The sequence below is a fragment of the Desulfopila aestuarii DSM 18488 genome (assembly GCF_900143695.1).
In the GTDB taxonomy this organism is placed as follows: domain Bacteria; phylum Desulfobacterota; class Desulfobulbia; order Desulfobulbales; family Desulfocapsaceae; genus Desulfopila; species Desulfopila aestuarii.
Genome location: NZ_FRFE01000007.1, coordinates 170,896 through 183,926 on the forward strand (window position 1 = coordinate 170,896; position 13,031 = coordinate 183,926).

Below are 13,031 nucleotides of genomic sequence, written 5' to 3' on the forward strand. Positions count from 1 at the left end.
GCCCATTACCTTTAATCGAGATTGATCTGGTTAAATATCCAGCTATTAACCTATGCCGCCTTAGGCAACTCTATGGTCGCGTTGACTGCAGCCGCACCCTCTTTCAAGGCTCGGATATTGAGATCGAGCATCCGCCCGGCCTTCTCCCCAAAAACCTTTTTAAACGCCTCGATAACGCTCTCAAGCGAAAATTCCTTACTCACGGCCAGATAGGCCCCTAGCATGACCATGTTTGCAGCTTTCGGATTACCGCAGACAGCAGCAAGTTCATTGGCTGGGATGGCATAGACCCGCACATCCTTGCGGTTGACTTTCTTCTGAATGAGCGAACTATTCACAAAAATTGCACCACCCGACACCACGCTTTTTTCAAACTTTTCAAGCGACGGCAAATTCAGAATGATGGCACAGGTCGCATTGGTGGTGACTATCGGAGATCCAACCGGATTATCGGAAACGACTACACTGCAATAGGCTGTACCGCCCCGCATCTCCGGACCATATGACGGCATCCAGGTAACGTGCTTGCCATCCAGCATTCCGGCATAGGTTAAAAGCTGACCCAGCGACATCACTCCCTGACCGCCAAAACCCGCACACAGCACTCGTTCGTTACACATTTTTTCCTCCTTCCGGCGCTTTCAGCACACCGAGTGGATAGTAGGGAACCATGTTCGCTTCAAGCCAAGCAACCGCATCGACAGGGCTCAGGCCCCATCCGGTAGGACAGGTGGACAGCACCTCTATCAGAGAAAATCCCCTTTTTTCCACTTGGCAGGTTAAACCCTTTTTAATCGCTCTTTTGGCTTTACGTATTTCTTTCGGGCTATGCAGTGAGACCCGTTCCACATAGGCTGCCCCTGGAATCTGGGCCAGCATCTCGGAAACTTTCAGCGGCATGCCGTTGATCACCGGATTGCGCCCGGCCGGAGCTGTGGTCACCTTCTGACCGGCCAGGGTGGTCGGAGCCATCTGGCCGCCGGTCATCCCGTAGATGGCATTATTAACGAAGACCACCGTGATGTTTTCACCACGATGGGCCGCATGGACGATCTCAGCCGTACCAATGGAAGCCAGGTCGCCATCCCCCTGGTAGGTGAAGACAATCGAATCCGGTCGTACCCGCTTGATACCGGTGGCAACCGCCGGGGCCCGACCGTGCAGACACTCAATCATGTCGACGTTGATATAATTATAGGAGAGAATCGAGCAACCCACCGCCGAGCAACCAATAGTATTTCCGAGCAGATCCAGTTCCTCCAGCGCTTCGCCAACCAGTCGGTGGGCGATGCCATGGGTACAGCCCGGACAATAGTGGGTCTCGGCCTCGGTCAAACCTTTGGTTCGCGAGAACACAACGCTCATTGTCGCCCCCCTTTCATGATGTTTTTCGCCTTTGCGACCAGCTCTTCCGGCGACGGGATCATGCCACCGCAACGACCGTAGAAGGCCACCGGCAGTTTTCCATTTACCGCCAGCCGAACATCGTCGACCATCTGCCCGCAGCTCATTTCAACACAGAGCACGGTCTGACACCTGCTCGCCAATTGCTGAAAGGGCTTATCAGGAAAAGGCCAGAGTGTCCGGGGACGGATAAGACCAGCCGCAAAACCTTCTTCCCGAAGCTGGTCCACCGCGTTTCTGGCGATTCTTGCTGTCGAACCGTAGGCGGTAAAAACCAGTACTGCATCGTCGATGAGGTACTCTTCCCACGAGCATTCTGCTGCCGCGATTTTTTGAAACTTCTCCTGCAGCTCGAAGTTTCGGGCCTCCAGCCGGGCCGGGTCAAGCATCAGGGTCTTAATTGTTTTCGGCTTCCGCACATTGCCATGGCCCGTGAGCTTCCACTCTTTTTCCGGTGGCTCCTTGAGTTCGATATTGTCAAACTCCACCGGTTCCATCATCTGTCCCAGCATACCGTCACTGACGATAAAGACCGGAGTACGGTAGCAATCGGCCATCTCAAAGGCCTGCACCATCATCGAAACCGATTCCTGGACCGTAGCCGGGGCCAGAGCCGGCACCCGGTAATCGCCATTGCCGCCGCCACGGGTCATCTGGAAATAGTCGGCCTGTGAAGGCTGAATACCACCGATACCGGGACCACCGCGCATAACGTTCACTATCACACAGGGCATCTCCGCCGCTGCCAAGAGCGAAATTCCCTCCTGCATCAGGGCAAGACCCGGCGAGGAAGAGGAGGTCATAACCCGGCACCCGACGGCAGCCGCGCCATAGAGCATATTGACGGCGCCAATTTCGCTTTCTGCCTGGATAAAAACCCCGCCGATTTTCGGCAGTTCACGGGCCAGGAACTCGGGAATTTCATTCTGCGGCGTGATGGGATAACCAAAAAAGTGGGTGCAGCCACCGCGGATTGCGGCCAGCGCCAGGGCCTCATTGCCCTTCATCAGCGTCATGGTCATGACTTCACCTCCTTTTTCACAGGAATGCGCTCGACGCTGATAACCACGTCGGGGCAAATCAGGGCACAACTGGTACAGCCGATGCATCGCTCCGGTTCGGCCACAATAGCCGGCTGATATCCTTTAACATTGACCGCACCATCACTGATGGCAAGAACGGACTGGGGGCAGACGGAAACGCACAGCCCACACCCCTTACAGCGATCAACCGCGATGTGTGGAATCCCTTGTATACCGGCCATGATCTCCTCCGCGAAAAATGGTGGATGGTTGGTCCTGGTTAAATATTATCAAATTTTATTTATCCGTGTCAAACTTCACCATACAGCTTTACCAAAAAAGAGCAAGAGAATTTCAAAGTACAACAACAACGATATTTCAAGCTGTTGACAGCACAAAACATGCAGCAGGCAACCAAGAACAATACAAAAACGATGTTTCTTACGAAAAAACTCGTTGCCTCGTCGCGAGCAATCGGACGTAATGTCGAAAAGAGAGATACAACAGGAAAAAATCAGGCAGGCTTATAAATGACGGCCAGGGTCTTGGCCGGGCCACCGATGCCACGATAGCCATGCGGCACGATGGAGTCGAAGTAGAGGCTGTCCCCTTCTTCGAGGATGACGGAATTTTCACCGCAACGAAACTCAAGTTTCCCTTCAAGCACGTAGAGAAATTCCTCGCCACGGTGGTTGTTGTAGACGATGTCCTTGGCTTCCCGCTCCTCCATGTGAACAATGAACGGCTCCATGGCCTTATCAACCTTGGGATAAGCGAGTGGTTCATACTGATAGCCAATATGGGAAATATGCGGGCCCTTGGCCACCCCGTAGCGATCTTCCTTCCTGACCACAACCATGTTGGTTTCCTGTGGAGAATCCTGAAAAAAATGGCCTATCGGCACCCCCAGGGCGGTGGCGATCTTCAGCAAGGTGGCTATGGGCGGGGTGACAAAGTTATTTTCGATCTGAGAGAGATTGGGTTTGGAAAGCCCGGTCATGTTCGCCAAATCCTGCAGGGTCAGATCCCGCTTATTACGGAGCTTACGGATCTGGGTACCAAGATCGAGGGAGGCAAGGGCTTCTTTCATATCGGTCAGCATATTCTCCGTTCAAACATGATTGAATCGCCGCAGACCAAACTGGTCGCGATATCTCTTTGGCTACTACTGTTTATTAATATACAACTATCCTGATCCCTCTTCACCCTTTTTGGTATTCGCTACGGCCATCCCCACCAGCCCTTCCCGAATCGGCCACCACACAGTGCCACTACAATTTCCACTGATCCCTGTCCATGGCTCAAGAAAAAGACAGCATTCCATCGATTTTTCTAGCACCATCTGCACAGCTACTTATCGTAATAGCGAAAGGTTATCCAAGGACCATTGACGTAGTTAGGATGAAGAGCACCTGCTGGGGAACCACGTAAAGTATCCCATCAACAGTGTCGAGTCCCCGGCTATATCAACCTTTTCCAAACCAGTCATCTATCTTCGTACTGACACTCTGCAATCTTCAAGGAGGGAAAGAATGAAACGGTTCATGAACATCCTCTACATTCTCGACACAGACCCCGCCCAGGAAACACAGGTAATCACTGCTGTCCAGAACCTGGCAAGGCAAAACGACGCCTCGGTCCGTATTGTCCGGGTTCTGGAAGACACCATCATCGACAGTGTCGGAAAACAGTTCTCCAACAGAATTCAAACACTTGTTGACATGGAAAGAAAACATGCCGGTCAGGAGCTGGAGCAAGTTCTGGCCCAGCCAGGTTGGCAGGGAATCGTCACCAGCGGCGAGGTTCTTATCGGTAAGGATTTCATCACCGTGATCCGCAAGGTCCTAGAGGAAGAACATGACCTCGTGGTCAAGGCCCGCTGCACTACTGAAAGTACCGATCAGTTTGCCATGCGCCTTTTCCGTAAATGTCCATGCCCGGTCTGGATCATCTCCACAGCGACCAACCAGCCAGGTGAAACAGTTGTCGGTGCCGTCGATCTTGCCAGCACCGAAAAGGAAAGCCAGCAACTCAACAGGAAAATCGTCGAGCTCACTTCCTCCCTTGCCCAGATAGAACAGAAGGAAGCGCATTTCGTCCATGCCTGGCATCTGCAGTACGAAACAAGCATGCGCGGCCCCCGCTTTCAAGTCGCCGACAAAGAGATCGACGCGATGAAACAGGAAATCGTCGCAACGAGATCTGCAGCATTTTCACAACTCTTTGCCGACGCCGGCATCACCGTCAATGACAATCAAATCCACTTGGTTGAAGGCCCCCCAGCCACAGTCATCAAGCAGCAGCTGCAGAGCCTGCAGGGGAATATTCTCGTAATGGGCACGGTTGCCAGAAGCGGGCTACCGGGACTCCTTCTCGGCAACAAAGCGGAAGAGGTGCTGAGCCAGGTGAATTGTACGGTATTGGCAGTAAAGCCAAACGGGTTCATATCACCCGTTACCTTGTGATGCCCTGGTATTACGTATTACATGTTTTTATACAGACTGGTCGAATGAACTGACCTGCAACTTTTACCACACGCAGTCGAGAACGAACTATGAAAGAAATACAACAGGATGACAAGTTTCTGTGGCTGCTCCGTAATGTTATTCATTACTGCCTGAAAACCCTGGGATTGCTGATGGTGCTGGTCATCATCTCAGGGGTGGTCGATGTCGCCTGGACTATTTACCAGCGACTTGCCGCTAAACCAATGTTCATTCTGACAATCAGCGATGTGCTGGCCACCTTCGGTGCATTCATGGTGGTACTTATCGCCATCGAGATCTTCCAGAACATTATTCTTTATCTGCGTGACGATGTGATTCACGTGAAAATTGTTATCTCCACTGCCCTCATGGCAATTGCCCGAAAAGTGATCATTCTCGATTACGACACCCTGGAGCCCATGCATATCTGGGCAACCGGTATAGTGCTGGTTGCCACTGGTATCACCTACTACCTCATCCATAAGATTCCGGACGAGGGGCAGAAGTGACGTGTAAAGGTTACCGGCCGACCACACTATGCAACTCTTAACCCGCTTTGTTGACATGTGCCTTTCATCCAGGGTGTGAAGTAACCGCCGGTTCGCTTTTTCAGTGCTTCTCCGAAAAAATTTGTTTATGATTTCCTCTTTCTTTCAGGTCATTGACCAGAATATATTCTGTTCTGTCGCCGCCGGTAAAGCCCATACGCTATCCGTACGGTATTGCTGCTTTTTAACGTACCAATTATCCAACATTCGAGGAGAGAACATGAAACGTATCAGAATCATGCTGCTGACTCTGGTCGCCGCATGCCTGCTGGCCCTGCCGTGGTCGCAGGCCCAGGCCGCCGACTATCCTTTCGGCCTTCTGCTGGTCGGACCGGCGAACGACCATGGCTGGAGCCAGGCCCATTTTGAGGCAGCCCAGGTGATTGAGAAAGAACTGACCGGCGCCAAAATGCTCTATATCGACAAAGTCAATCCGGCCGACCGTCCCGGTGTCACCATCCCCATGCTGGTAGATGACCTGGTCTCCAAGGGAGCCAAGCTCATTATCGCCAACTCAGATGACATGAAGGACGGCGTGCGTGAAGCCGCCATGATGCATCCGGAAGTAAAATTCATTCACATTTCCGGTGACGACGTCCTGACCGGCAAGTCGGACAAGAACTTGTCGAATCTCATGGGCCGCATGGAATACGGTAAAATGATGGCCGGATTCGTTGCCGCAATGACGTCCAAAACCGGCAAAATTGCCTATCTCGGCCCGCTGGTCAACGCCGAGACCCGTCGTCTGGTGAGTTCGTCCTACCTTGGTGCCCACTACGCCTGGACCCAAGTGCTGAAAAAACCTGCCGCCGACCTGCAGTTCAAAGTCAGCTGGATCGGTTTCTGGTTCAATATCCCAGGCGTCACCTCCGATCCGACACTGGTCACCAACTCGTTCTTTGATGGTGGCTATGATGTGGTAATCTCCGGTATCGACACCACCGAAGCGCTGGTTGTCGCCAACCAGAAACGCAAGGAAGGAAAAGAAGTCTTCGCCATTCCCTATGACTATAAGGGTGCATGTGATCCCGCCCCGGATGCATGTCTCGGCGTACCCTACTTCAACTGGGTCCCAGGCTACAAAAAGATGATCGGTGAGGCCATGACCGACAAATGGGAGCAGAACTTTCTCTGGCTCGGTCCGGATTGGGCAGACATCAACAATATGGAAACGTCTTCCATTGGCTTTGTTGAAGGCAGTGTCATGACTGCTGAGCAGAAAGCCGCCCTGGCCGATTTCCAGAAAGCCCTGGCCGGTGGCCTTAATCTCTTCACCGGTCCTCTCAACTTCCAGGATGGCAGTGCTTTTCTTGCTGCCGGTGCCACCGCCACCGACGAGCAGGTCTGGAATCTTCCCAAACTGCTTGAAGGAATGGAAGGCGCAGGAGAATAAAAACTGTATTTCGGATGCCTGCCATTTTCGGCAGGCATCCACATTGCTGGTTCTCCATTTTCTACGATAACCAGCGGTTAAACATGACAACCCGTCAATATATCCTCATGACCGCAAGGTCCTGAAGAGATTGACGGGTTTATTGCATTGTATGCTTGAAATTATAGAGATCACCAAACATTTCGGACCGGTACAGGCATTGAAGGGCGTCACCCTTACCGCCAGGCCCGGGTCCATCCACGGCATCGTCGGCGAAAACGGGGCCGGCAAGTCGACGCTCATGAAGATCGTCACAGGCTATCAGTCACGGACAGACGGCACCATCCGGCTCGACGGCCAGGACATGGCCATGGCCAGCCCCCGGGAAGCGGCAGAGAGCGGTATCGGCATGCTCTATCAAGAGCCGCTCGACTTTCCGCAACTGTCGGTACTGGATAACTTCATTGCCGGGGCAGACGCCTTCGAGCCCGATGTACAGAAGGCCGTGCTCGCCTCACTCCAGGTCGGATTCGGTTTTCATCTCGATCCCCGTCAGAAGATGCAGGAACTGACCGTTGGCGAACGCCAGCAGCTCGAACTGCTACGCCTGATCAGAAACGGCGCCCGGATCCTCATTCTCGACGAACCAACCACCGGCATCTCGACCCGGCAGAAATCCCAGCTGTTCTCGGCACTGAAAAAATTGCGTGAGGACGGAGCAACCATCCTGCTGGTGTCCCATAAAATTGACGAAATCGAACAACTCTGTGATGAAGTAACTGTGCTCAGGGCTGGCTTAACAGTCGCCTGGCAGCAACAACCGTTTGATCGCCGCAAGCTGCTCTCCGCAATGTTCGACACTGTCCCACAGCAAAACGATACCGCCCCAAAAGTCGCCACCTCCGTACCGGGGAAAAGCGTATTGGTCTTTGATGAAGTCCACTCTTCCGTGGGCAGATCAGGGATGAAGGGCATTACTATCACCATTGGTGCCGGCGAAATCGTCGGCCTGGCCGGTGTAGACGGCAGCGGTCAATCGGTGTTCCTGAAAGCCGCGTATGGACTGCTTGCTCCCGAGCAGGGCAATGTCACCACCCTTGGCCGCATACCTGGGCCGGAGTATGGCAGCACCAAGAATGAAAAGGTGTTCCTGCCCTCTGATCGCCTCTCAGAAGCACTGTTTCCCGGGCTCAGTATCCGCGAACATCACCTTTTAGCCGGCGAGACTCCACAGTTTCTCGCCCGCAACAGCGGAATTAGCCAGACTCAGCAAGCCATCGCCACCGCCTCTATTCGCGGCAGCGTCAACACCCAGGTTGAGGATTTATCCGGCGGCAACCAGCAGCGGCTCCTGCTATCGCTTATCCCGCCCCAGACCCAGTTGATTCTTATGGAGAACCCGACCAGGGGCCTTGATGTCCAGTCAGCTGCCTGGACCTGGCGTTATCTGCGAGAGCGGCTGCATCCGGAAGGTGCCATTGTCTTCGCCTCGCCTGAACTCGAAGAGATTCTAAGCCAGGCAACCCGCGTTCTCGCCTTTTATAACGGCAAAATCCTGTTAGATAAAAAAACATCTGAAACGAGCCAGGAAGAGATCAGCCTGGCCATTACCGGCCAGCTCAACAGACCATGAATAGTACTCGCAATCTCCCGCAGATGCTTCTCGGACAGGCCCGGGACATCCTGCTTATCAGTCTGCTGGCACTCGGCGCAGTATGTTGCCTGTTGCTGGCACTCGGCATATCACCAGCTGACATCGCCTCCACTCTCGCCACCGGCGCTGTCGGTTCATGGCTGAAATTTAATCATGTCCTGACAGTCTGGGTACCTCTTCTGCTCTGCTGCTGCGGCCTGCTGTTCACGTTCAGGGCCGGGCTCTGGAATATTGGCATCGAAGGTCAGGTCATCTTAGGCGCCATCGGCACCACCTTACTGTTACGTGCTGACAGTCTCGGTCTGCCGCCAAGTCTGCTTATAGGCCTGGCCCTTTGTGCTGGCTTTATCAGTGGCGGTCTGTGGGGCGGTTTTGCAGGGCTCCTGAAAAACCGGGGCGGAGTCAACGAGATTTTTGGTGGCCTGGGACTGAATTTCGTTGCCCAGGGTTTTATTCTCTGGCTGATTCTCGGCCCATGGAAACGGGAAGGTATCGCCTCCATGAGCGGCACCGATCTTTTTGCGCGAGAGTTGTGGATGTACACTCCACCTGGTTGGCGGGTTGCGCCGGCGTCGATCGTAATCGCGATCTGTGCCTTTCTAGTGACCTGGTATATCCTCTCCAGAACCCGTTTCGGCCTGCGTGTCAAGGCGGTGGGTGCCAACCCGGCGGCTGCGCCCCTCTACTCTATCCGTCCGGATCGAACTGGTCTTGCGGCGATGATCCTCGGCGGCGGCATTGCCGGTATTGCCGGGGGACTGCAGGTCACCTGTGTTTATCACCGGCTGCTGCCACCTATCTCCAGCGGCTATGGTTATCTGGCCCTGCTGGTGGTTATGCTCGCCAATTACAAGGCGGGCCCCGTGCCGATTATCTGCCTGCTCTTCGCAGCACTGGCTGCCGGTTCCATCCAACTTCCCATTACACTGCAGCTTGATTCGTCCCTCTCCGGGGTGATCCAGGGAGCCTGCGTGGTTGCCGCACTTCTGGTATATGGCTGGCGCAAGTCCAGAAAAGGAGGTGCGTGATGGATATCAATCTTACCGCCCTTGTTGCCGCCATCGCTGTCATGAGCGCCCCCGTAGTTTTAGCCGCGCTCGGCGAGACTATCACCGAGAAAGCCGGGGTCGTCAACCTCAGCCTAGACGGCACCATTTTACTTGCGGCAATGGTTTCTTTCGTGGTCGCCTTTGAGACGAGATCCCCAGTGCTGGGTGCCTTGGCAGGTGCCGGAACCGGAGCGATTGTGGCAGCCATTGTCGCAGCGATCGGCGTGCAATTAGGCCAGTCCCAGGTAGCTGTTGGCTTTGCCCTTACCTTTCTCTGTCGCGATCTCGCCTATTTCTTAGGCAGTGGGCATTCCCGGGTCGAAGGTCCGCAGTTTGAACCGCTGCCCGTGCCTCTTCTCTCCGAACTGCCGCTTTTGGGCAAGGCGTTTTTTTCGCACTCCATTCTCGTCTACCTCAGCTTTATAGCCATCCCGCTCTGCGCTTACCTCATGTATCGCACCCGCTGGGGGTTGATCATCCGCTCAGTGGGCGAAAACCCAGAAGCCGCCTGGGCTCGTGGCATCAACCCAATTATGGTACGCATGGCGGCCACCATTGGCGGCGGCGCCATGGTGGGCCTGGCCGGTGCCACCTATTCACTGTCGGTCAAACCAGGCTGGGGTCATCCCCAGGGCTGCGAAGGTATCGGCTGGATTGCTCTGGCCCTTGTCATCTTCGGAAGCTGGAACCCGACCAGAGTCGTTGTGGGCGCTTATCTCTTTGGCCTGTTGCAGCTGATGGGTATCTATTTTCAAGATGCCTTCACCACCATTCCGCCTCAGATCTTTCAGGTGGCACCGTTCCCGCTGATGATTTTCACTCTGGTAATCATCCATTTCAGCCACGGCAAAAAAGGTGTGTTGGCCCGCTGGGTGCGGATGTTCAGCGGTAAACCGCCGAAAGCTATGGGACGACCGTATCGCAGGAACTGACCCAAGAGGACCATGGACAAAAGTTCGACACGAAGCCTAAAAAGATAAGGGCACAATCTTCTATTGATTGTGCCCTTATCTTTTCTTAGAACCTCTTTCCTGATACAAAGCTACTCAACAGAGTGATTACTACTCCCTTACGGAAATCCTGTGCTTTTAATCTGCACCTCGCTGACAAATCAAAATTACGGTTCCTTGTTGATCCATAGGAAATTCTGACTCGGCTTACATTGTCGGCTATTATCTTTTGCCACCACCGGTCACTATGAGTTTGCTCGTTTCCTCAACAAAGTTGTTGCTCCCGTTCACATCCTCAGTTGTAATAACAGTCCCTGTCCACGTTATTGTCATCTCTGGAACAATATCAACAATATTAACAGTAAAGAACTGAACAAAGGACTCGCTCACCCCAGGGGGTAGGCTGGTAAACGTAAAGTTCCATGGCGAATCCGTAATAGGGTCATTCCCGTAAGATGCCGTCACCATTACTGTTCCTGAGGCTGCATCCGGCCCCGCATTCGCGACTGTCACCGTAAATTCCCTACCCTCTGAGCCGTTCACAATATTTTGGGGTACCTGCAGGCCCGACACATCACTGATCGAAACATCATAGTTTATATCCCCTGAAGCAGCACAGACCAGTGGTGTCGCAAAATTTGGAAGAACCGGGTAGAGGTGCATAAATTCAATAACTGCACGTGTATCGTCAGCTGCCTGAGCAAAACCGCCTATATTATCCCATGAACCGCCTTCATAGTTAAACACGGCACCGAGAATAGGTCCATCCATAATCACGAATGTAATTGTTTGCGGATCATCAAGCTCAGCTAAATACTCGAAATAACCATCTTGAGGGTCGCCAGCTGGGATATATGCAGGAGAAGGCAAAGAGTCGAAATTAGTCGTGCGCGAATAAAAATAATTAGCTCCTGTAACATACGCATAATTAACATTGTTAAAGCTAGGCCCATAATTCAGGAAACATTTATCTACCGGTTCCATCTTGCCCTGTACCTCTTCCCTATATTTCTCACATATCTTACCAAATGCCGTCGGTGTCTCCGGGTCACTCAATCCCATAATCTGGTTCAGATAGGCCACCTGATCGACATCGACACCACCAGACTTATCTGATGCCGCCCCCAACGCCCTGGCCGCAGTGTCGTATATATCAATTCCTTGTGGCAGCGGTGCCCCCAGCGAACCTTTCAGGATTATTTCCCTATAGATCGCAAGATTCTGGAGCGGTGAATCAATTGCATTCGTTGTAGCCGTTCCGCCATCTGCGACCCTGCTGGTAACCAGCCGTCCCGCGGGGTCGAGGGTGACACAATCGGCTGTTGCAAGGTTGACAATCACGTCCTCTAACTGCGATTGAAACACGTCATCCGGAGATCGTGCTTCATTGGTGCGACCGAAATCCACCTCCTTCGTACATCCGACATAAGCAGTTTCGACTGCACAGCTGTATTGATCTACCGGAACTAGACATGGCCCGTTTTCGATACATTCCACCTCTCCAGAATCTATCAAAGACTCCAAATCGCACGTATCAGACGGGAAGGCAATCGGTTGCCAGCATTTTCCGCCAATTATGACATCCTGTTCGTCGTCCTTCATTATGGGGTCTGATGCTATTGGCACACCATACGCATCTCGATAAAGGATGATCAGGTCACCTAAATCCTTGGTCGATCCTCCATCACCGCCATCACCTCCATTACCTCCTCCCCCCCCACTTCCTCCGCGGCCGCCAGAAGCCAAAACTCCAGAAGCTAACATAAGAAATCCAATCGAAACCAATGCCAGTAAACTGAAATATCTCCTTGTTTTCATAACGTACCCCCATATCCCATTATACCCTCTACGTTTGCGACACATTGCCCAGGGAATGACGACAACTTCCAGAATAGAAATGGTGCCGCTACGCCAAATAGTGCATAAAGACCTCATGCTCACAAACTTGGATGAAGATGTCTGAATATAGCTCTGGGTAGAGAGCGCAAACCTCCTCCAACAGTACATGAGATCAATGACGATCTACGATTACTGCGCTGAAGAATTTGCACGTTAACGGGCATGTGCATCTGATTCCAGATAACACATCAAGGTGGTACCACCTGAGGAGAAAGGTTAGACAATATCTTAATGTTGAGGACAGCTGGCGGATGTGAACATCCTGTATGGAGTTTATTTGGGAAAGCGGATGCTCATTGTCGCCAACAGGTCTCAAAGTATTACCACGGATAGAAAAACATGACCCTCCTTCATCTTCCTATCCGGCAAAGCTCTCATTGCTGGCATAAATTCTTTCCCCTCAACAAGATGCTTGCAATATCCAGTCCAAAGAAAGATCCACTTAATAGTCAGGCATAAGTCAACTATATCATAAACATTCTCATATTAAACTGTTTACCAGATTCTTATGCGGCTTATGCAGCTCATCCTGTTTTCCGACTTACTCCTACATTTTTTCCGGAAATGTGATAAATACAAGTGTTTCCAAAACGCTAACGCTATCCTTTTCCATAGGTTTCTGAGAGCTATCCTGTCTCGACTGAAAA

At 52.5% G+C, this 13,031-nt stretch carries 12 protein-coding genes; 6 read left to right on the forward strand and 6 right to left on the reverse strand.

Going from position 1 to position 13,031, the window contains the following annotated elements:
- Positions 1 to 50: 50 nt before the first annotated feature.
- The 5 genes from BUF15_RS09395 to BUF15_RS09415 all read right to left on the reverse strand — a co-directional run bounded on the left by BUF15_RS09395 (position 51) and on the right by BUF15_RS09415 (position 3,528).
- Entirely contained in the window at positions 51 to 620 is a 570-nt protein-coding gene (locus BUF15_RS09395) for a 2-oxoacid:acceptor oxidoreductase family protein (protein WP_073613212.1), read from the reverse strand.
- Positions 613 to 1,365 carry a thiamine pyrophosphate-dependent enzyme gene (locus tag BUF15_RS09400; protein ID WP_073613213.1) on the reverse strand — a complete coding sequence of 251 codons (753 nt, stop codon included), beginning with the start codon at positions 1,363 to 1,365 and terminating at the stop codon, positions 613 to 615. The genes BUF15_RS09395 and BUF15_RS09400 overlap by 8 nt, the downstream gene beginning before the upstream one ends.
- Positions 1,362 to 2,426, reverse strand: coding sequence for a 3-methyl-2-oxobutanoate dehydrogenase subunit VorB (vorB, locus tag BUF15_RS09405; RefSeq protein ID WP_073613214.1), 1,065 nt, complete (start codon positions 2,424 to 2,426; stop codon positions 1,362 to 1,364). The genes BUF15_RS09400 and vorB overlap by 4 nt, the downstream gene beginning before the upstream one ends.
- Positions 2,423 to 2,668, reverse strand: coding sequence for a 4Fe-4S dicluster domain-containing protein (locus BUF15_RS09410; protein ID WP_073613215.1), 246 nt, complete (start codon positions 2,666 to 2,668; stop codon positions 2,423 to 2,425). Before BUF15_RS09410 ends, vorB begins: the two co-directional genes overlap by 4 nt.
- Before the next feature lie 272 nt (positions 2,669 to 2,940).
- Complete coding sequence (locus tag BUF15_RS09415) at positions 2,941 to 3,528, reverse strand: helix-turn-helix domain-containing protein (RefSeq protein WP_073613216.1); 588 nt, start codon at positions 3,526 to 3,528, stop codon at positions 2,941 to 2,943.
- A 430-nt stretch (positions 3,529 to 3,958) separates the two neighbouring features.
- On the opposite strand from BUF15_RS09415, the gene BUF15_RS09420 reads away from it, so the two are divergent.
- The 6 genes from BUF15_RS09420 to BUF15_RS09445 all read left to right on the forward strand — a co-directional run bounded on the left by BUF15_RS09420 (position 3,959) and on the right by BUF15_RS09445 (position 10,467).
- Positions 3,959 to 4,891, forward strand: a complete 933-nt coding sequence (locus tag BUF15_RS09420; protein ID WP_073613217.1) for a universal stress protein — start codon at positions 3,959 to 3,961, stop codon at positions 4,889 to 4,891.
- Positions 4,892 to 4,980: 89 nt separating this feature from the next.
- Positions 4,981 to 5,421 carry a phosphate-starvation-inducible PsiE family protein gene (locus tag BUF15_RS09425; RefSeq protein ID WP_073613218.1) on the forward strand — a complete coding sequence of 147 codons (441 nt, stop codon included), beginning with the start codon at positions 4,981 to 4,983 and terminating at the stop codon, positions 5,419 to 5,421.
- Between the two features lie 259 nt (positions 5,422 to 5,680).
- Complete coding sequence (locus BUF15_RS09430; protein WP_073613219.1) at positions 5,681 to 6,853, forward strand: BMP family lipoprotein; 1,173 nt, start codon at positions 5,681 to 5,683, stop codon at positions 6,851 to 6,853.
- A gap of 151 nt (positions 6,854 to 7,004) precedes the next feature.
- Positions 7,005 to 8,465 carry an ATP-binding cassette domain-containing protein gene (locus tag BUF15_RS09435; protein WP_073613220.1) on the forward strand — a complete coding sequence of 487 codons (1,461 nt, stop codon included), beginning with the start codon at positions 7,005 to 7,007 and terminating at the stop codon, positions 8,463 to 8,465.
- Positions 8,462 to 9,514 (forward strand): ABC transporter permease, encoded by a 1,053-nt coding sequence (locus tag BUF15_RS09440; RefSeq protein WP_084553806.1) that lies wholly within the window; start codon positions 8,462 to 8,464, stop codon positions 9,512 to 9,514. Before BUF15_RS09435 ends, BUF15_RS09440 begins: the two co-directional genes overlap by 4 nt.
- Entirely contained in the window at positions 9,514 to 10,467 is a 954-nt protein-coding gene (locus tag BUF15_RS09445; protein ID WP_073613221.1) for an ABC transporter permease, read from the forward strand. Before BUF15_RS09440 ends, BUF15_RS09445 begins: the two co-directional genes overlap by 1 nt.
- A gap of 240 nt (positions 10,468 to 10,707) precedes the next feature.
- Here the strand turns inward: BUF15_RS09445 and BUF15_RS09450 are convergent, their stop codons facing one another.
- Complete coding sequence (locus BUF15_RS09450; protein ID WP_143170677.1) at positions 10,708 to 12,303, reverse strand: hypothetical protein; 1,596 nt, start codon at positions 12,301 to 12,303, stop codon at positions 10,708 to 10,710.
- Positions 12,304 to 13,031 lie beyond the last annotated feature (728 nt).